This window comes from Acididesulfobacillus acetoxydans, from assembly GCF_902729405.1.
GTDB classification, from domain to species: Bacteria; Bacillota; Desulfitobacteriia; order Desulfitobacteriales; family Desulfitobacteriaceae; genus Acididesulfobacillus; species Acididesulfobacillus acetoxydans.
Genome location: NZ_LR746496.1, coordinates 265,801 through 285,938, shown reverse-complemented (window position 1 = coordinate 285,938; position 20,138 = coordinate 265,801). Strand labels below are relative to the sequence as shown.

Here is a 20,138-nt window from a genome sequence, read left to right as displayed (position 1 = left end):
GCGTATTGAGGCCTTGGTTAATTTTAATGAGCGCGATTGCGCTAATGTCTGTGCCCGGCGAAGGATTCCGATTTACGGAAAGGGCGCTTCGGCATAAAGGTGGGAGGAACAGTGGGTTATGGGGAAAAGCCCTGCAGCCATGGATCGTGACATACGAGACCTACATGAGAAGACAACGGCCGGGTCCTCCCAGGCGCATGCGGAGGCTGTACCGGCCTATCCGGCTTGGCAGCTCAGAGCAAAACGCGGCTTGGACATCCTGGTGGCGGCGCCGCTCCTCATCTTGCTCTCGCCTTTGTGGCTCATAGTTGTCCTGTGGATCAAGGGCGATTCCCCCGGACCGGCCCTCTTCCGGCAGACCCGGATTGGCCGGGAGGGAGAGCCCTATACCATCTATAAGTTCCGCACCATGATCGTGGACGCGGAGAGGCTCATGCGGCCCGCCTTGGAGCAGGTGCGGGAGCTGGAGGGTTTTGTCTTCCAGCAGAAAGACGACCCTCGCATTACCCGCAGCGGCCGGCTCCTGCGCAAGACCAGCCTCGATGAACTGCCCCAGCTTCTGAACATCCTCAAAGGAGATATGAGCCTAGTGGGTCCGCGCCCCGAAGTGCCGGAAATCGTCCGGCTCTATACCCCCGAGCAGCGCCTCCGCCTCAAGGTTCCCCCCGGGGTGACCGGGCTGGCCCAGGTTAACGGGCGCAGTGAACTCACCTTGGGTGAAACCATGACCTACGACCTGGAGTATGTGCGGCGCTGGAGTTTGGGTTTGGATCTTAAGATTTTGCTTAAGACAGTCAGCGTGGTGTTTAGCGGGAGAGGGGCGTATTGAGATTCTGGGACATGAAAAACCGGTGATCCTGGGTTCTGTCAAAGGATCACCGGTTTTTGGGCTGCCTTTTTGTGCATACCGGCCTTGAAAACATCCTGCCGGCCGGCTTACCTGGCTAGGTTCCGGATCTCTTCCTTTGGGAGGCCGGTGAGTTCCGCCACCTCATCGATGTTCATACCTTTGAGCAGGAGTTTCTTGGCCATTGTTTTAAGAGCCTCCTTGCGGCCCTCCTTGCGGCCTTCATCTTTAGCTTCTTCTTCCAGTGCCCGCAGGACCTTGCTCATCCTTAACACCTCCAGTATCTTTCGGACATACGCCTGATCGATAAAATTGTCTGATATGGCAATCACACAGCCCATGAGAAACGCCCTTTGCACCTTATCTTGGATCTTGCCAGCCAGTTCGACGGCTTCGACAGCGCGTTCCGCCCTTGACTTGGAACTCTTCATCAAAGGCAAAAATGCGAATTTTAACGGGTCCAGTTCCTCCAGGGGATCACCTCGTAAGATTTTCTTTCTTAAATCCTCAATAATGCTGTCCCCGTCGTAGCCGTGCATATAGACGGCCCTGGCACAATATGAGATGGAACCACAGTCCAGAACCTCTGCCGCCTGTGTGATGCCGGCAGCGTAGACTACATAGGTATGGACTGGCTTTCCGCGTTTGCGGTAAAGAGCTACGTCGTACTCCAGAAACCGCTCCAATTCCTTGGGGCCTTGGCCGTTTTGAAACTCCAAATGCAGATAACTGTCATCAGCCAAATAGAACACAAAATCCATCGTCTTCTGTTGAACCTTGATGGCTGGGAGATTTGCCGGCTCAGCCCGAACAATCGGAGCGGTATTAATGTCATAGAAGTTTAGGACACGGTTGGAAAATATTTCGGTTAAGGATTTGAAGAGAATATCCTTGTGCTGATAGGGTATCTCTTTGCTTCCCAAGCTTGTTATCCCCTCTCTTTGATATCATTATATCGCTGGAAGGAACAAAAATGAAGAATTATCAGGGTGCCGCCTAGAAGAAATATTAGGAGCTAACACATCGCAACGTGAGACCCCCTCCCACTTGGAGAAGACTTGTGGAAGCGGCAGTCTCACGGTTGCATGAAGAACTCATACGTCGAAAATTACAGATAGAATCACACATCGAAAATTATAGATGGAGCAAAGGAAGGAAGACCTGAAAGGCTCTGCCTATATCAGCGTAAATGTTCCTGCAAGAGCGGGAAAAGCTGTTTGGCGGTGTCACTGTCGACCCAGTAGAGAGACCAGTCGGCGACGCCGCCCAGATGGTATTGGTCCAAGAGGCCGAGTTTGGCGTTCCAGCTCTGGGGATCGTCGAAGTAGACGATATGCTGGGCTTTGTTGGCATCCGTGTAGGTGAAGTGGGGAATTCCCACCGTGTCTTTGAAGGTGCTGTTCGCCACATAGGACGAAGTGTCACGCTGAATGGAAGCGTTGTAGGTTTTGGCCAGGTTAAGCGTGTCCGAAAGGTTCCAATGGACATGCGTATAAGTCGCCGGTTGGTCTCCCCGGGGCGGAACCACGGTCCAGTCCCGGGCGTAATAGGGGAGGCCGAGGAGAACCTTGCTCATATCCACCCCTTGGCCTTGGGTATAGGAGAGAACGGCGTTCACCCAATCCAAAGGAGCGACCGGTCCGGGGGTCGCGGTGCTGAAATCATAGGTCATGAGATCCAGATAATCGGCGGCTTGAGCCAGGTCATGGTAATTATACTGGGTGTACCAAGACTCCGCCCCGGTACGGGACATGACGGCGACCACCACCTGCTTGTTGAGCGGGTGCAGGGCGGCGGCGAGAGCCTGGACGAGCTCCGTCAGGCCAGGGCCCGAGCTTGCCCGCATACTCTCCAGATCTACCACGATTCCGTCCGCCCCCGTGGCTTGAAGACGGCCGACAATTTGGCGGACCAGCTTGGCCCGGGCCGTGTCGGAAGTGAGCACACTGTCCGTTCCCGAACCCCCGGTCAGGGTGGGAAAGACTTTGAGACCGCGGCTGTGAGCCAGGCTGACAAACTGGACGTACTGTCCGTCGGCGGTCGAGCTGTCCCAGATGCCCGAGAGCGAGCCGTCGGCACTCGAGGACCCTGCCGGAGGGTCATTGAGATAATACCAGCCCGGTGCGACCACATCCGCGTAGGAAGTGGCCGGGTGCGGGATGATATTGACCTGGCTCTCTTCCCCCGCAAAGCTCGAGCCCTGGACATATTGAAGAGAAAGACGCGGCTGGAGGGAGCCTGTGCGCAGGATGCTCTCCGTACCGTAGGGAATCGCCCCCCAGCCCCCCAAGAGGATGAAAGAGGCGCCGGCACTGCGGCGGGCGGAGATGTAAGAGAGGGTGGCGGGCGGAAGGGGCTGCGGAGGGACGAGGACCACCGGGCTGTTGGTTTGAGCGGCGAGCGGGGCTCCGGCCAGAGCGTCGGGGAAAGTTTCTCCTGTCGCCACGTAGACCTGCGAGCCCGTGAAGTTGAGAGCGCTCACCACCGCCATGTTTGTGGTGTAGCGGTCCGGTCCGGCCAGGCGCTTGACTGTGAAATGCGCGGCTTCCAGGGCATTTTCCACGCTCGGGGCGATGGCGCCGGTTCCTCCGATCAACGTGACGGAGCTTACGCCTAAGTTGCGCAGGGCCTGGAGAGTCACGTCAGGCAGCGCATTGCTGTCCGTGAGCAGGAGAGGGATTCCCTGAGCCGCGGCATAAGACGAAACGCTGAGCGCGTCCGCAAAAGAGGAGCCCGATGCCAGGAAGGCCTGGGAGGTATGGCTGACGGCCGCTTCCGCCACAGCCGCGGCGGTCCCGTAGCGGTCCGTCCCGGCCAGGCGCTGAACCGAGAGGCCGAGGGACATGAGGCTGCTTTCCACTTGAGGGCCGAGGGCTCCCGAGCCGCCGAGGAGAAAGACCCTTTTCGCCTGCAGGTCATGGATGGCCGAGAGGGTCACCGCGGGAAGGGCATGGGGATCGCTGAGAAGAAGGGGAGCGTCCATGGTCCGGGCCAAGACTCCCCCAGCCAGGGCATCGGGATAATCATCTCCCCGGGCCAGAATTACCGTATTGGCCTGGGTCCAGCCCGTCTCCGCGATCCGGGCAGCCGTGGCGTAGCGATCGACGCCTGCCAAGCGGGAGAAGACCGGGTTGAGCACGGTGGCCGCCTGACCCGGCGGGGGGAGGATCAGAGTCCGGCCCAGGAGGAGAGTCAGGGTGCAGACGAGGAGAAGGGATACCTTGCGGAAACGGCTTGTGCGTTTAGGGATAAACTCGGAAGGACCACAGGGCCGAAACAAACTTTTCATAAGTTCTCCTTTCATTCTTAAAATTCACACTCAGGATCATCCTTTGGGATTTGGGGTTATCCTCGGAGCCGTTCTCGGGAACTTGGGATCATCCTTGGGATCATGTCCCCGATCTTCTCGGAGATTCCCGCGGGCCGACAGGCAGGGCGTAACTCCCGCTGCCGGCGTTACAGCCGCTGTCCCGGGAAGGACCTCCCGGGTACTTATTATTCGCCACTGATAGGAGAGATCCCTGGTCGAAATGCCTCAGGAAAAAGGTGGATTTAGAGAAAGTGGGGAATTAAGCTATTCTTAATGAGGAAGTTCCGGCGGGGAGAGAGGATTCGGGAGAAAGCCGTCGAAAGCTAATACGACAGATTCCCAAACGCGCCTCTTTTCCTCTCGGCCTCTCAAAGTCTGCCCGCGCCAACGTATTCTGCTATGGAAGAGGCTGCGGCGAATGGCTTGGAGGTGACCCTGGTCGGAGGAACCAACGTGCTTTCGGACAGGGTGCGGGTATGGTGGAAGGAAAGATATCGTTGCCCTACCTTCTGGCGGGAGTGACCGTCGCGCTGGACCCCGGTCACGGCGGAGCGGATGCCGGCGCGGTGGGTCCGGCCGGGACGCCGGAGAAAAACAACACCCTGGCGATCGGTCTGGACCTGGTGGATTCACTGCGGGCGGCCGGGGCCAAGGTCGTTCTCACCCGGTCGGGGGACGCACCCCCGACCGGGAACGCTTAACACACCTCAATGCCGGCGGTACTCATTGAAGTGGCCTTCATCTCCAATCCCAAGGAAGAAAAACTCCTCGGTACTCCCGCCTTCCGGCAGCAGGCCGCCGAGGGGATTTATCAGGGAATCCTGGCCTACAAAGGGGCCTGAAGAGGGGGCGGGGTGCCGGAACCTCGGCGGAGCCCGTACTTTGTCCGGACTGGGCGCTTAGGACGCCAAGGGCTGGGACCGCATAATGAATAATATAATAAGGAACCGATTAGTTTGGATACGAAAGGAAAAGAGGGGTAAAAGTTCCTGCTCACTTTTTCTTTTTCCGGCAGGAACCGGGGACAGACCTGTCGAATGCTATAAGCGGGTCAAGCGGTCCTGCGAAATCCGACAGCCCACAACTCCTTAACATCTTCTTCACCGAAGAGAGACAAATTTTTACCAGTTTTAAGCCAAAAGCTCTGGAAAAAGACCCGGTTTTAAGGTACACTGATTACGGGTTTGGGGCTCATAGCGCGCCCGGAGGAACCGCCCGGCGGATTGCCTTTCCCCGAAGCTTCGGGCCCCGGGTTCCGGACAATGGGTTTCAAGCCACTGGCTTCGAGTTTTGGTTTTGGATCGCCGCAAGGGGAGAAAGTCTTTTGCGGAAAATTTTCGGGCACGGCAGGAATATTCGTTTTGCCAAAGAATACTTATAGCGAATGTAGAACCTATTATAGGTTTCTTCATTATTGCCGTCTAAAGGGTAAGCCACCCATGAGAGTTTCTTCTCAAAGGGGGGACGCCCCCGACAAGACATCGGGTGGGTGCCTTTAGATATTGCGCAATGTCTAAAGATTTTGCGGAACTTTAAGGGGGTGAGGGATAAAGCGTAGGACAACACGGTGAGAGGCGCAAGCGGATCGAGAAAGAGAATTTCCCGCGTGAGTCCTCCAAGACAGACAAGTCCCAAAAAGAAAGAGAGGAGAAAATCACTACATGAGAAAGTCTAAGAAGACCTTAGCCATCTTGGCCATCGTCGCCATGGTCCTCATGCTGGTACCTGTCCAGGCCTTCGCCGGTACAACGACAGCGACATCCCGCCTGGCCGGCACCGACCGCATCGGGACAGCTCTGGCTGTTGCCCAACAAGGCTGGGCCAGCGGCGCGGCGAATGTCATCGTCGCACCTGCCGACGATGCGAATCTGGTTGACGCTTTGGCCGTGGCTCCTTTGGCGGGCCAGCTCAAAGCTCCTATCCTCCTGACCTACAAAGCTTCCCTGTCCTCCAGGGTGCAAACGGAGATCGCCACTCTGAAGGCTACCAAGATCTATGCCGTAGGTGCCCTGAGCTCCACGGTTATCAGCCAGCTGAAAGCGATCAGCGGCGTGACCGTGACCGTGCTCCAAGGGGCTGACCGCACCAACACCGCGGCCGACATCAGCGCTCAGCTGACTAACCCCGCCGGCACGTTCGTCGTTGGTTACAACGGCTTACCGGACGCCCTGTCCGTCGCTTCCTATGCAGCGGCGAATGATTACGCTATCGTAGTGGCCAATCCGGACGGAACCGTTCCCTCATCTGAAAAGATTTACGGGAGCAAGACCTACGTCCTCGGCGGCCCGACCCTGGTTCAAGACATCTCGGGTGCCACCCGCCTGGCCGGCACAGACCGCTATGGCACGAACACCCAGGTGCTCACCACGCTCAGCTACAAATACAACAACGTATACGTAGCCAACGGTGAAACTCTCGTCGACGCTTTGGCAGGATCCTCCCTGGCCGCGCAGACGAATGCCCCGATCGTTCTGGGCAACACCTTAAACAATACCGTTGCCGCTCCGGCCGCTTCGGCCATTGCCGGTAACATCACCTCCAGCACCAACGTCATCGCCCTCGGCGGCACCGGTGTTGTGCCTGACAGCATGGTGACCCTGGTTGCTAACGGTCAAGGGTCCGTGACTCCTCCGAGCAACGTGAGCATTGCGAACCTGAACGTGAGCGGGCAAACCGTTGGTGACGGCTCTGCCAGCGCTCCCGCTGTCGCTCCCATCAACACCGCAGTGAAAGTCAGCACGACGGTCAGCGGCACTTCCGCTGCCAATGCCAGCATGCTTTACCTGGTTTCCAGCTCCAGCAACATCACGGCCAAGGATGCCAATGGCAACACCTTGACCGCGACGACCCTGAACAGCCCAGTTATCATCGGCAATGACACGTTCAATGCGTCTTACACGGTTCCGAGTGATTCTCAAGGAAACGTCAGCGCTACCTTCACTTCCACTGCCAGCTCGACCCAGACGTTCAATGTTGTAGTTGAAGCTCCGTTCAGCAACAACGGCCAGCCTGTCAAGTCGAATGAAGCTCGGATGCAATGGGGCGTTCCGGGAACTCTCGTTTTGAGCCCGATCTATACCTCATCCGCTCCGGACAGCTTGAATTTCTCAAGCTCTGGTGCCCCGACGAAAGGCCTGGTTGCAGTCGTTGCGACACTTCTGCCGGTATCAGGCGCTACGACGCCGGTGAGTGGACAGTCTGTTAAATTTACGATGAATACTTCTTTGCCGAACAGCGCCACCGCATATTTCACGGATGCCAACGGCACGACCATGGTTGCTCAAAATGCATCTGTTGGTAATGGCGTCGGCTCAGCAACCTATGTCGTGACAACAGGTAGCAACGGCCAGGCGCTGGTTTATGTCAATGCCAACCAACCCTCCACTAACGGTGTGGCCAACATGGCTGCGAGCATCACAGTTGGCGTTCAGGCCCAGCTCGTTAACGGCGGCGGTGTCAGCGGCACCGGTTACTATCAATGGAAGTCCGTAGCTCAGGCGACCAAAATTGCCAACCTGAGCCCGAGCGCCATGCTCAATACGACCGGCATTACTAGCGACACCCAGACGGTTGTTAACTCAAGCGCGGAAACTGCTTCTTCCGGCTCGCAGCTGACCATCAGTGGGACAGTTGAAGATGCAGCGGGAAATCCTGTTCCCAATGCCACTCTGGCGATGCAGGATTACAACGTGCAGAGCGGAAGCTCCAACAACATTCAGAATGATGCCTTTGTCCAAAACGGCACCTCGACACTGTTCAGCGCAACCGCCTACCCGACGGTTACCACGGACAGCAACGGTAACTTCTCGTTCACGGTTACTGCCAACGTACCTGTCACCCAGACAGTGTACAACAGCATAACCAAGTACTATCTGTACTACGTGCCCGCCACGGTTGCTATAGCCAATGGGCAGAGCCTACCCAGCGACAACAGCATCACGTCGCTGAGCTTTGTCGGCAACAATCACAGTGGCAACTATGTTGACGTCGTATGGCAGCAGGGGCAAACGCTTCAGGCCGTAGGAGTTGGCACGGGTTCCCTCTTGTCACAGTACAGCGATTTGACCAAAGTGCCGACTTCCAACGTCACCTTCAGTGATGTACAGGGAAGCGACCAAAGTATCTACGTAGGCGGTTATAACCAAAATGCCCAGCTCATTGCTCCGACCGTCGTGGGGAATGCAGGCAACCAGTTTGCTGGCTACGGCCTTGACTTTAACATTTCGGTGCCGTCCGGCATGTATATTGAAAAGATTGGTAACACGGCGATCAACACGATTGCCGGGTACACGGGCCTGGCAGCGAATGCGGTATCCCAGGCAGACCTCCATTATGTCGGTGACACACTCTATCTTGAGTCGGTCAACAATGGCGGCACCACCCAAGCGAGTCCTGTCAGCGATCCGTCAGCCTACGACGGCAGCGGACAATTGAAGTTCAAAGTAGCTGCGACATCGGGGTCGACGTCCGGTTCAATCAATGTCAGCGTATCTGCCTACAACAATGTAAATGGGGACTGGACTGACGCCAGCTCACTGAGCGCGCAAGGCGCTGCCAGTGCCAGTGTTGCCGGAACCTTCACGGGCTCCGACGCCATCGCCTCTCTTGGCCTCGGCGGAAACATTGGTCAGATAGCCGGTTACTATCCGTTGCAGCAGACTAATGCGGCTCCGGCCAACACCATAACGGTTGCCGGAACGGCTGACGACAATCCCAGCATGGACAACAATGCAACCTTTGTCGTGGCTCCCTTCAACAACTATGTGTCCGTGGCAACGATTCCTACGCAGGGCTTGACCTACTCGGTTACGGGCAACAAGAGCTCGAAGCTTCGGCTGATAGACGGTTACGTTCTTCAGGCCGCGCCGCAGACCGCCCAGGTCAGCATTCAGGCCAACGGCTTGGTAAGCGTTAACAACCATTCGCTTTGGACCGTGCCTAGTGGTCAGAACGTAGTCGGTTATTACACGACGCCGATCACGGGGAATATCACTAGCTCGTTGCCGACAACTTATGTGCTAACCCAAGGTACGGGGTCAAACAACACAACGTTTACACTTTACAACGCGGCAGATACCTCCACAGTTATTGCATCCTGGACGGTTCCGAGCGCGAACTTGGCCGCCGGGTATGAAGGCTACATGGGCTTTAGTATCGATTCTAGCTCCAATCTGCTCAGCCTGTTGGACAGTGCCAGTTTGGGAACGGCCGGAGTTAAGCTTACGGCGAATAATAATGCTACAGCCTTGGCGGCCGTAGCCGGTCAGACCTTGACTCCTGTGCAGATGGCGACTGTCTATGCTAGCGATGCTTATGCAGAGTCTCCGACGATCACTGTTACCAACTCTGTCAACAGTCAAACGGCGACTGCGACCGCGAACTTTACCTCATCCAGCGCTACCGGCGGTGGACCCACCGCAGCCGCAACAACTCCTGCCTCAGTGAACTTCGCTTTGGGTGGTTCACAGACGCTTACGATTACTGCGGTTGACCAATATGGCGTGCCGTTGCAGAACGCTACTGTTTACGTTAAGGGTATTGGGACCCAAGGCTTGTGGATCACTCAGGTTAACGGCACCGCTATTCAGCAAAACGTAAACCTTGGTGGACCAGGGGCTACTGGTACCAGCTCTAACTTCCAAACGGTGAATGCTCCTGTTCCTCTCTTCACCTACAGCGGCACCGTGCCCGCATACAACAACGTTTACGTGTCAGGCAGCATTTCAGCTTACAACCTGAACAATGGTAGTACGCCGTATGCTGCGCTGCAGACCGGCGTTAGCGGAACGGTCAGCATCACCTTGCAAGATGGGAACGTGCAGTACTGGAACAACGGGACGCCGTCGGTCTTGTCTCTTGACTCTGGAAACTCGATTTCCAGCGCGACCGGCAGCCTCGAATTCAGTAATACCCCTTCCTTCACCAAGACGATTGGCTCCGCTAGTGTTAACGTTCAATAGCCTTAGTGGCTCGTGACCCTGAGACCCTTGGGGAAACCCAGGGGTCTCCCTCTATGTTTGGCCGAAGTGTAGTCAGGTGTTTTAGCTTGGCGTGGGCGTATCGGCTGCCGATTTGCTCGTTCGGAAGGGGTTGCTTGAGAGAAGTAGCGCCTGCAACGAGTTTGCGGGAAAGTGTTCCTGGGTCCAACTAGGGAGCAGGGGAGCACACGTCATAACCTGGGGTGTATCGCGAAAAGAAGGCTTGATTGCACGGAGGCTTCCAGGCGCATGCGGGAAGCGGGAGCGCTCCTAGAAGAGGGAGTTGCGGTCAAGCAAATTCGTTTGAAGGGAGCGATCCTTAGGAAAGCAACTCTCGGGGCGTGGATGGTCTCTGAGGAGATAAATCGCAATTGACGGTATAAAGTCCGGGTGGCTGGCGGCCGGACAGCATGGTGTAAAGGGAAGGTGGAACGGGAATGGCTCACTGGAGACTCAGCTCGCAGAGTAGGCAGAACCTTCTCTGGTTTAATGTCGTTGCGGCTTTGTTGCTCGTTGGGGTGGGGGCCTGGTTTCGAGGACTTTATTTTCCCCAGGATTTTCTGGTGGTTAACATCGTAGTAGGTGTCCTGGGCCTTACGGCACTGCCCGTGCTACCAGAGAGGACAGGCCTAAAGTTCGATCTCCTGGATGGAGCCGTACTCTCCTTCGGATTGTCGTATTCACTCGCAGTCTTAGCGGCAGTCAGTACAGGAGACGCGATAGAACAGTGCCTTCGCGTTTGGACTTATGTTCTGTATTATTTCATTCTGAGCCGCTCCTTGGAGGGCCGGGTTCGGATGCGCTTTCTGTCGCAAGGCTTGGTGCTGGTCGGCGGTGTGCTCGCCGTGTGGGGGATCATGACGGTTCCGGGCTGGGTGAGCTATAGCAATTCTTGGAATAGTGTGCTGAGTTCGACCTTCCAGTACCACAATGCCTTTGCCGCGTTTTTGGTTGGGATCATGGTGCTGGCCGCTTACTTCTGGCTGGAAAGCGAGAGGTTCTGGGCGGGGAGCCTCTACGGTGCGGGGCTTCTCTTAATGGGTTTCGCCCTCGGGGGGACGCAGTCCCGGGGCGGGTACCTGGTCTTCCTGGCGGCGGTTGTCGGGATGTTCGTCATCTATCCGTTGGGCAGGAAACGCATGGTATGGCTGGCGGTTCTCAACATGTTTGCCGGATTCTTCTTATGGGGACGTTTCCTCCGGGCGGTGAACGGCAAATCAACACTCCTGTCCGTCCTGATTCTCGTCGCCGGTTGTCTCTGGGCCATAGCTCTTACTTTGGCGAAACTGCGGTGGGGCCGGATATCCGACAGGCTCCCGGCACGAACAATGAAGTGGGCTTTCGGAGGGGTTCTTGCACTGGCGCTGGTTGTGGGCGGCTGGGCTTTCCTGCGCCACGGTGGAGACGTGCTGGGGACGATCAGGCGGATCAATCTGCATAATCACAGTGTGGAAGAGCGGTTCACTTTCTATTGGGACGCGTGGCGTATGTTCTTGCAGAGGCCGTGGCTTGGCTACGGTGGAGGGGGTTGGAACGCAGCGTACCGGGGCTTTCAGAGTTACCTGTACAACAGCACGGAGACCCACAGTATCGCTGCGCAGGTGATGGTTGAGGCCGGAGCCTTAGGCATAGCTGTTTTCATCGCACTACTGGTCTCGCTGGGACGGTCTGTGTACCGAACTTGGAGGGCGCTGAAGGGTCGCCAGGCAGGGGAGCGAACTTATCTGCTGGCCTTGGCATTGTCTGCGGCCGCCATCGGTGCGCATGCCCTGATCGACTTTGACTTGTCAGAGGGGACTGTTTCCCTTGTGCTATGGAGTAATATCGCTGCCCTGAGGGCGTTCAGTCTGCAAGGGGAGCGGGCTGGCGCAAAAGGCGGAGGAGCCTTAAGAGAGCACCCGCCTAGGGATGAGGGTCGCTCGAGAAAGGAGATCCGGGCCGAGAAGAAAAAGAAGGATGGAAGGAAAGAAAGTGGGAAGGCCGGGGTGCCCGGCAGGGGCAAGGAAAGATTGAAGGCCGGGGAAAATAGGGTGAAGCAGGACGGGGGGAATAGTCTCCTGGGAAGCGTGGTGCTGGCAGTACTGCTCCTGGCGGCCGCCGTAACCGCGGTGGTGCCCTTTGCGATTCGAAGCGCGATGGGCGCGGCCGACGCGGCGGGGCAAGCCTTGGGGGCGAGAAACTACAGTGTGGCCCTTCAACAAGCGGAGAGGGCAACCCATAGCTTCCCGTTTGAGGCTTACCCCTGGTCGCAGGCGGCAGAAGCCAACATGTACCTGGCCTTGTCGGGGTCGGCCCAGGGAAGCAGCAAGGCCGCTGTATCGGATATCGACCGGGCTATCTCTTTGGCGCAGGATGATCCCTCGCTGTGGAGGATGAAAGCGGGGATCCTGGTCAACTCCGGGCACGCAGCCGGAGCTTACGCTGCCGCGCAGCATATCATCCCCTTAGCGCCGTTCTTGAACAGCTCTTATGAGGCGTATGGAGCGGTGGCTATGGACTATGCTTTAACTTCGCTGCAGGAGGGGAAGAAGGAGGCGGCGATAGCGGTCTGTGAATCGGTGGCAGGGATTCCGGAGAAAATAAAGGTAAAAGTAGATAATCTGAATCCATTCTTCAAGCGCAACTGGATCGTCCCGCAGAAGCTTGAGGCTACTCCGACGATTCGTCTTCAGGCGGACGAGGCAGACCTGCTTTTGGGAGACAAGCAGGTGGCGTCCGATTTGAAGGCACTTACGAGCGACAAGACGGTCGGACCGCAGGCCAGGCTGTGGCTGGCTGCGGTCCTGATATCGGAGGGTAACTCGCGCGCGGCGGAGCCGATGCTCCAAGGGCTCAACCCTCAGCAGCGAACGTCCGTCGGCGATCTGGCGAAGCAGATCGGGTCTCTGGCAAAGGGGTGAGCGAGACACCCAGGGAGCAGCGGGTTCAAGGAATGAGGGGACAGGTAAAAAGGCGCAGCTTTCAGATGGGCATGGATGGGAAGTTGCATGGTCGCCGTGAATTCCTGCGAAGATAGGTGAAGGAAGATGAATGGCTGACGGTTGAAAAGGTTGTTGGGGGCACCGGCGTTATTGGCGGGTGCCCCCTCTTTGCGTCCGAGTTTGACTCATGGTGGGTGGGAAACAGCGGGGTGGTAACTTAAATTGGAATTTGCAGCGGGGGGCAAGGTCTGCTAATCTATAGGGCGAGGGTAAGAAACACTCCGTGAGAAAGGTGTGACGTGTTTTGGGCAAATGGAAATGGAGTCTTGGCGCCTTAATAGTCGTTCTTGCGTTGGGGCTGGTTTGGGGTTTCTATGGGCGGCAGCCGCAGGGAAACGCCCCAGCGACGCAGAAGACACCTGGGGTGAGCGCCGGGGGTTCCTCACAGCATCCGTATACAATCGCCTCTCCGGGGGCAGAAAAATACGCAGGAGACACCGCTTGGAAAAATTACGTGAAGAAGGCCGAAGGGAACCCGAAGGACGCTGCGGCCCAGGTCGACGCGGCTGTGGCATCGTTTGTGAACAAGAAGTACACGGACGCGGTCACCTACTACAAAAAAGCTATTGCTTTGGATCCGAAGAACGCCCAATATCCGGCCTACTTGGGGAACGTCTACTTCTGGGGTCTCAATAATCCCGCGCTGGCAGAGTCCTACTACCGGAAGGCGGTCCAACTGGACCCGACGTATGGGGACGGCTGGTTCCTCCTCGGTCGCTTCTACGTCGCCGAGGGCAAAAAATCAGAGGCGAAAAGCGTGCTGTCTGAGGGCTTGAAGAAGGTGCCTAAGTCATCCCCTCAGTATGCGCGACTGGAGGCGTACGCAAAAACAATCAAGTAGGGGTGTCGTGCGCGATGCCGACCATGCCGGGCGCCGCCTGTGCGCCCGCTTCCGGGCTTCTTTAGATACGCTTAGATCGAGGCTCTCGCGATTGGCGACAGATGGTGGCTAAGCGAGCTCAGCAGAACGAAAGCGCGAGGTTGGCTTCACGTGCAAGCCTGCTCATGGTATAATATGGTGACGGACGGGATAACAAAGCGATAGACCCCAGCAAATGAGGAAGGGTGCTAATTATGGCCGGCGTGGATTGGGAAATACCCTTAAAGCGCGTATTGTCCCGGGAACTGGACCGCTTAGGGTTAAGTGGATATCAGCTTCTCCTGTTTGGTTCGAGGGCGCGGGGAAATGCCAGCCCGGTCTCCGATATTGATATTGGGATCAAGGGGGTTGAGGCAATTCCTTTTCCGTTGCTTTCTGAATTGAGGGATGCAGTTGACAACTTGAATTTGCCCTTCAAAGTTGATTTGGTGGACATGACTCATGTTTCACGGGAATTCTATGAGCATGCCATGGAAGGAGCGATTGTTTGGAAAGGCTGACTTTAGGAATCTTATCCGCGCAAAAGGCCTTGAAAGCTCTAAGCGAAGTATCGGACTTTGGGGACAACGCGGTTTTGCGGGACGCCGCGATACAGCGTTTTGAGTTTACCTTTGAAGCGGTTTGGAAGGCCCTTAAACTGTTTTTGGACGAACATGAGGGTATTATCGCGAACTCTCCGAAAGCGGTCATTCGTGAAGCATTTGCAGTCGGGCTTCTGACGGAGAGTGCAACAAGAGAATTTCTGGGCATGGTCGAAGCGAGAAATTCGACGGTCCATACCTACAATGAAGCATTGGCTGTCGAGATTGCCAAAACAATACCGGGTTATTCCAAGCTAATGGCTGAGCTGCTAGAAGAATTGGCAAAACGGACACACTGGACCCCATGATGAACATCCCGGCTTTGGCTTTCTACGTTGGCCGGGGCGAACTCACATAGCCTCGGCGGTTGATGGAGACGGCGGCAGCGGCGAGGAGAACGACACCGCCCAGGAGCATGACCGTACGGAAGGAAGTCATAAAGGCCTGGGCGGATTGGCCGGCCGTGGGATGCAGGACTCCGGCCAGGAGACCCGCCTGCCGAATTTCAAAGAGAGTCACGGAGAGGGTCGTCCCTACGATCATGCCGACATTGCGCACCGGAGCGTTGATAAATGAAGATTCACTCTTAGGATACTCAACTCTGCCGAGCTAAATCCAAGTTTCAAATATGTTTTCCAATTTGATTGTTAAATCAGTAAATACTTTGGAAACGATTTCTTCATCTTCACCGAGCACATACATTTCGGGCCGAGGAAACTCTCCATGCTCATCCAAAACATAACTCATAATCGTCTCGGTCTCTGGTGTAACTATCCAATACTCCTTAACACCAGCCTGTTCATATTTACTGACTTTAATTATATTATCCTTTTTCGCGGAACTTCTGGAGACTATTTCAACAATTAAGGTTGGCGCTCCGCTATAGCCGTTTTTATCTAATCTGCCCTTGTCACAAATAACCGACAAATCGGGTTTGACTATTCTGTTATTTTTCTTTTCGTCAGTTTGCCCCTCCTTCATTGGAAGTCTTACCGTAAAAGGGGCAGCGAAAACCTTGCACTCTTTATCTAAAAAGTAATTGGACAAGATGCGACTCAAATTCATTGATATGTTCTGATGAACCGGTGAAGGAGTGGCCTGACAATAAGCGATACCGTCGATGATTTCCCATCTTTCATCTTCGGGCCAGTTTAAATAATCCTCGAAAGTGTATTCCCGTTGTTCATTAGGGATCGGCATTTTGACCACCTGCCTTGTCTTTTGCTCTTCCCCGGGATTGGGTTTTGCGGCAAGCCTTGGAATACCGCTGCATCCGTACCCTACTTTTTATTATAGCACAAAACAGCTGACATTTCCTTCCGGTTTTACACTTCCTCGTATCATGGCAAGAGGGAATTGTGTCAGGAATTGTGTCAGGAATTGTGTCAGGGTCAGTCCCCCACACAATGGGGATCAATTCGGACAATTACGGACGAAGTTCCGGAGAAAGGGCTTCGGAGGGCGAAAGCCTCTCCGGGGCTTTTAGCGTTTCCCCCCGGAACTCGCTGCAAACGCTCAAGAAATGCATCACCATCAACATCGTTGATTTCAAATGCACCCCACTCCGAAAGCTCTACTCCAGCTGCCCTTTGACGGAAGACGAAACAGGCTGCCGATTGACTGACATCATAGAGGTCCATTTTCTCGAGATGTCCAAACTAATGGATTCAGAGATACTCAGTAAGGATGAAAAGGTGGGCGACCCTAGCAAATGAGGAAGGGTTCGCTTCGCTCTTCGACAATGCGAAAAATGCCATCAAATACGTTTCGCTTTCTTTAAAGCGACCGGAGCGAACTCACATAGCCTCGGCGGTTGATGGAGACGGCGGCAGCGGCGAGGAGAACGACACCGCCCACGACCAGGACCGTACGGAAGGAGGTCATAAAGGCCTGGGCGGATTGGCTGGCTGTGGGATGCAGGACTCCGGCCAGGAGGCCCGCCTGCCGAATTTCAAAGAGAGTCACGGAGAGGGTGGTCCCTACGATCATGCCGACATTGCGCACCAGAGCGTTGAGGCCGCCGGCGATGCCGAGTTTGCTTTTCGGTACGGAACTCATGACACTGCTGTTATTGGGAGAATTGAACATCCCCGCCCCAATGCCCATGAGCAGGGGTCCGGGAACGATCTGCCAGAAGGGGGAATGCGGCGTCAGCAGGACAAGGTAAAAGATGCCGGCGGCCATCGTCGCCAAGCCGCCGGTGGTCAGGGCGACCGGACCGTGTTTATCGGAAGCGTAGCCGCTCAGAGGGGCGGCTATGGCCATGGCCAGGGGAAAGGCGGTCATGAGAATGCCCACTTGGGTGGCGGAGTAGTTCAGGACGGTCTGCAGGTAGAAGGGCATGAGCATGGTGTAGGTGAACTGGCCGGCAAAAGAAAGAAAGGCGGAAAGGTTGCCGATGAGAAAAGGAATGTTTCTGTAAATGTCGAAGTCGATGATGGGGTCGGAAGTGCGGCGCTCCGCCCAGACGAATCCAACCAGCAAGAGAAGGCCCAGAGCGAAAGCCCCCAGGATTCCGGCGGAATCCCAGCCCGCGTCCTGGCCGTTATTGAGGGCGTAGAGCAGGCTGATCATGCCGAGGGCGAAGAGAAGGGCGCCGGCGGAGTCAAAACGGACGGAGTCCCCCTTGGCATTATCATTCGGCAGAATGACGAGGGCGCCGAGAAAGGCGATAATGCCGATGGGTACGTTGACATAGAAAATGGCCCGCCAGCTGATGAGGCCCACGAGAATCCCCCCCAGAGCCGGGCCCGTGAGGGAGCCGAGCGCGACCATGGTCCCGCTGAGGCCCAGAGCCCGGCCCCGCTCCTCAAGCGGGAAGGCGGCCACGATCAGGGCCTGGCTGTTGGCCATGAGCATGGAGGCTCCGACGGCCTGCAGGACCCGCATGCCGACCAGGACCCAGATGTTATTTGTCAGGCCGCAGAGAGCCGAGCCCAGGGTGAAGAGAACGAACCCGCCCAGATAGAGCCGGCCCCTGCCCCAAATATCGGCCAATTTGCCGAAGATGGGGAGAAGGCTGGAAATGGTCAGAAGGTAAGCGGTGACCACCCATTGCAGGACCGCCAGGCCGGCGTGGAGCTTAATTGCCATGGTCGGGAGCGCGACGTTGACTATGCTGGCATCGAGGGTGGACATGAAGGTCCCTAAAGCGACGTTGGCCAGGATAAACCAGCGTATGTGAGGCGAGTTTTTAATATTTTCGGTTATGTTCACGGTTTGGCCAAGCTCCTTCCGCTGCGATGTTGATATAAGACATTGTAAAGCATTTCGTGCCGGAATTAAAGCCTGGGTGAGCGCGCCTTGATGATGGGCGGACCAATGAGGGTTTATCAACACAAGGCAGCTTAGTGTTTACAGACGAAGATGATCGAGGTGGTCAATTCTCAGGCCGCCTTAAGGGTGCTGAACGCAGCGGAGGCTATTTATTAGGAATACGTAAAAATTCCACAGCCCTATTGCCAAGCCAGGAATGGACTCATTATAATCAAAAGGGCCGGCTGGAAATTTGTCCCGGTGGGGGCCGATGCCTGCCAGACCAGAACTTTTGCCGGGCCTCACCCGCAAGCGGAATGAGTCCCGAGCGGCTTAGAGAAATATTTCACGGGGAAAGAAGAGAGGCAACTTTGAGGTGAGCTCGGACGTATATAACTTTGGGGTCACTCGGAGCACAAGGAAGAAAGAGGTGTTTACAGTGTTCAGTCTCATTTTCCCGAAAGGTTTGCGCCGTCCGGGCGGGCCGGGGGCGAGACCCCGCTCCCGGCGGGGCTTCGCCCTGTTGGGGGTAGTCCTGCTCTTGGGCGGCACCGCCGGCTGCGGGACGGCGGCCAAGACTGCCGCCAAAGCCGCGGCGGTGCCGGTAGCCACTGAGAAAGTGGAGCTCACGCCCTTGCCCACGGCGGAGAGCTTTCTCGGAACAGTGACTCCCTACATACAAACGGTCCTTTCGCCCTCGCTCTCGGGAGTCCTCAGGGCCGTAAATGTGCGCACCGGGGATGTTGTCCAAGCGGGCCAAACTTTAGCGACGATTGACACCTCCGCCCTTCAGGCGCAGAAAGGTCAGGCCGCGGCCGAGGTTGGCGTGGCTCAGGCTCAATTAGCCGCCGCCAATCAGGGCTCGGGCGATTCGCTGACCCAAGCGGCGGCGGCCGTGAAGACAGCGGAAACGAACCTGGCCAACGCCAAAGCCAGTGCGGATGCCGCGGCAGCCGGTGGGGAACAGGGCGTGGTATCGGCTCAAAAGGCTGTGGAAGGTGCGGAGAAGGCTTTGGCTACGAGCCGGACCCAGCTGGCCAACGCCCAGGTTCAATATGACAATTCTGTCAAGCAGGCTCAAGCCGGAGTGAATCAAGCGCAAGCCGCCCTGGACGCGGCCCGGGTCCAGGCCCAGACAGCGGCTAATAGCCTTGCCGGCGCTCAGGCGGCCTATGATACGGCCCAGACCGGGCTGAAGCGGGCCGAGCAGATGGCCCATTCCACGACGGATCCGAATCTCTTGGCGGCGCAGGCGGCTTTTGACCAGGCCAATATCGGTTTGCAAGGCGCCCAGGGTGCGGCGGCCAATGCCAACGCCGGAGTGACGCGGGCCCAGTCCGCTCTTGAGGCGGCCCAGGCCGCCATGCAAGCCGCCCAGGCGGCCAAGACCGTTCAGACAGCCCAGGCCCAGGTGGCCCAAGCCCAAGCCCAAGTCGACCAGGCCCAAGCCGGGGTGGCCCAGGCTCAGGCCGCCCAGCAAAATGCCCAGACCTCGGGGAGCAACGGTGTGGCGGCGGCTCAGGCGGCTCTCAACCAGCAGCAGACAGCTTACCAGACCTTGCTCAGCAATCCCCAGCTTCAGGTGAGCGCGGCCCAGGTGCAGGCGGCCCAGACCGGAGTTCAAGTCATTCAGGCCCAAATCGACAACGGGAGCGTGGTCGCCCCGGTCGGGGGCTATGTTACGGCGGTCAATGCCCAAGTGGGGCAGGCGGTGGGACCGCAGGGCGGCTTTATCACGATCGCTTCCATGACCCCCCTGCAGGCGACGGTGGACGTGCCGGAAGACCTGATAGCCAAGATGAAAGTCGGAGAAAAGATGAGTGTCTTCGTGCCGGCGACGGAGGAATCTCTGCAGGGAAGCGTCAGCGCGGTCCACCCGGCGCCCGATCCGAACAGTAAAAAATATTCGGTCGACGTGGCTTTGCAGGCGGGAAAGACGCAAGTTCTGCCCGGAATGCAGGTGGAGGCGCATCTGGTCAACGAGGGCAAGAAAGGGATCACCGTTCCCGCCGACAGCGTGATTACCCTGCAAAGCGGGGCCCAGTCTGTCTTTATCGTCAAGAGCGGTAAGGCGAAACAGATCATGATTCAGCTGGGCGCCATGACGGGTTCGGTTTACCAAGTCACCGGGGGGCTCAAGGTCGGAGACGAGGTCGTGGTCAAAGGGCAGACGCTCCTCTCGGACGGGGATGCCGTGCAGGTGATTCCGGGCAATTCGGCCGCCGGCGCTCAGAAAAAGCAGCCCCGTGCTTCCGCTTCGGCTCCCGAGGCAGCGGGGGCCAACGGCTCTTCAGGAAAGTGAAGCC

15 protein-coding genes are annotated in these 20,138 nt (G+C 56.9%); 10 read left to right on the top strand and 5 right to left on the bottom strand.

Annotation, left to right across the window (positions count from 1 at the left end; all coding sequences use genetic code 11):
- The first annotated feature begins 118 nt into the window (after positions 1 to 118).
- Entirely contained in the window at positions 119 to 829 is a 711-nt protein-coding gene (locus tag MNU25_RS01170; RefSeq protein ID WP_240983403.1) for a sugar transferase, read from the top strand.
- Positions 830 to 936: 107 nt separating this feature from the next.
- Here MNU25_RS01170 and MNU25_RS01165 read toward each other — a convergent pair whose 3' ends face one another.
- Positions 937 to 1,770 carry an RpnC/YadD family protein gene (locus MNU25_RS01165; protein WP_240983402.1) on the bottom strand — a complete coding sequence of 278 codons (834 nt, stop codon included), beginning with the start codon at positions 1,768 to 1,770 and terminating at the stop codon, positions 937 to 939.
- A 257-nt stretch (positions 1,771 to 2,027) separates the two neighbouring features.
- A complete protein-coding gene (locus MNU25_RS01160) occupies positions 2,028 to 4,136 on the bottom strand; it encodes a cell wall-binding repeat-containing protein (RefSeq protein ID WP_240983401.1) in 2,109 nt (702 codons plus the stop codon).
- Between the two features lie 497 nt (positions 4,137 to 4,633).
- On the opposite strand from MNU25_RS01160, the gene MNU25_RS01155 reads away from it, so the two are divergent.
- The 7 genes from MNU25_RS01155 (at position 4,634) to MNU25_RS01125 (ending at position 14,885) form a co-directional block, all read left to right on the top strand.
- On the top strand, positions 4,634 to 4,858 hold the full coding sequence (locus MNU25_RS01155) for an N-acetylmuramoyl-L-alanine amidase family protein (protein ID WP_240983400.1): 225 nt from the start codon (positions 4,634 to 4,636) through the stop codon (positions 4,856 to 4,858).
- A gap of 9 nt (positions 4,859 to 4,867) precedes the next feature.
- Positions 4,868 to 4,999, top strand: a complete 132-nt coding sequence (locus tag MNU25_RS01150) for an N-acetylmuramoyl-L-alanine amidase family protein (RefSeq protein ID WP_240983399.1) — start codon at positions 4,868 to 4,870, stop codon at positions 4,997 to 4,999.
- An 819-nt stretch (positions 5,000 to 5,818) separates the two neighbouring features.
- Positions 5,819 to 10,117, top strand: coding sequence for a beta strand repeat-containing protein (locus MNU25_RS01145; protein WP_240983398.1), 4,299 nt, complete (start codon positions 5,819 to 5,821; stop codon positions 10,115 to 10,117).
- 455 nt (positions 10,118 to 10,572) lie between these two features.
- Complete coding sequence (locus MNU25_RS01140) at positions 10,573 to 13,035, top strand: O-antigen ligase family protein (protein ID WP_240983397.1); 2,463 nt, start codon at positions 10,573 to 10,575, stop codon at positions 13,033 to 13,035.
- Positions 13,036 to 13,360: 325 nt separating this feature from the next.
- Entirely contained in the window at positions 13,361 to 13,957 is a 597-nt protein-coding gene (locus MNU25_RS01135; RefSeq protein WP_240983396.1) for a tetratricopeptide repeat protein, read from the top strand.
- 233 nt (positions 13,958 to 14,190) lie between these two features.
- Positions 14,191 to 14,496, top strand: a complete 306-nt coding sequence (locus MNU25_RS01130) for a nucleotidyltransferase family protein (RefSeq protein WP_240983395.1) — start codon at positions 14,191 to 14,193, stop codon at positions 14,494 to 14,496.
- Positions 14,484 to 14,885: an HI0074 family nucleotidyltransferase substrate-binding subunit gene (locus MNU25_RS01125; protein ID WP_240983394.1), complete on the top strand. Its 402-nt coding sequence runs from the start codon at positions 14,484 to 14,486 to the stop codon at positions 14,883 to 14,885. Before MNU25_RS01130 ends, MNU25_RS01125 begins: the two co-directional genes overlap by 13 nt.
- Before the next feature lie 22 nt (positions 14,886 to 14,907).
- On the opposite strand, the gene MNU25_RS01120 is transcribed toward MNU25_RS01125, so the two are convergent.
- Together MNU25_RS01120 and MNU25_RS01115 are read right to left on the bottom strand one after the other, a co-directional pair.
- Positions 14,908 to 15,096 carry a hypothetical protein gene (locus MNU25_RS01120; protein ID WP_240983393.1) on the bottom strand — a complete coding sequence of 63 codons (189 nt, stop codon included), beginning with the start codon at positions 15,094 to 15,096 and terminating at the stop codon, positions 14,908 to 14,910.
- Positions 15,097 to 15,186: 90 nt separating this feature from the next.
- Entirely contained in the window at positions 15,187 to 15,777 is a 591-nt protein-coding gene (locus MNU25_RS01115; RefSeq protein WP_240983392.1) for a Uma2 family endonuclease, read from the bottom strand.
- A gap of 206 nt (positions 15,778 to 15,983) precedes the next feature.
- On the opposite strand from MNU25_RS01115, the gene MNU25_RS20055 reads away from it, so the two are divergent.
- Complete coding sequence (locus MNU25_RS20055; protein WP_306425021.1) at positions 15,984 to 16,292, top strand: PD-(D/E)XK nuclease family transposase; 309 nt, start codon at positions 15,984 to 15,986, stop codon at positions 16,290 to 16,292.
- 61 nt (positions 16,293 to 16,353) lie between these two features.
- Here MNU25_RS20055 and MNU25_RS01105 read toward each other — a convergent pair whose 3' ends face one another.
- Positions 16,354 to 17,793, bottom strand: a complete 1,440-nt coding sequence (locus tag MNU25_RS01105; RefSeq protein ID WP_240983391.1) for an MFS transporter — start codon at positions 17,791 to 17,793, stop codon at positions 16,354 to 16,356.
- Between the two features lie 478 nt (positions 17,794 to 18,271).
- Here MNU25_RS01105 and MNU25_RS01100 point away from each other — a divergent pair, with 478 nt between their 5' ends.
- Positions 18,272 to 20,134: an efflux RND transporter periplasmic adaptor subunit gene (locus MNU25_RS01100; RefSeq protein ID WP_240983390.1), complete on the top strand. Its 1,863-nt coding sequence runs from the start codon at positions 18,272 to 18,274 to the stop codon at positions 20,132 to 20,134.
- The last annotated feature ends 4 nt before the right edge of the window (positions 20,135 to 20,138 follow it).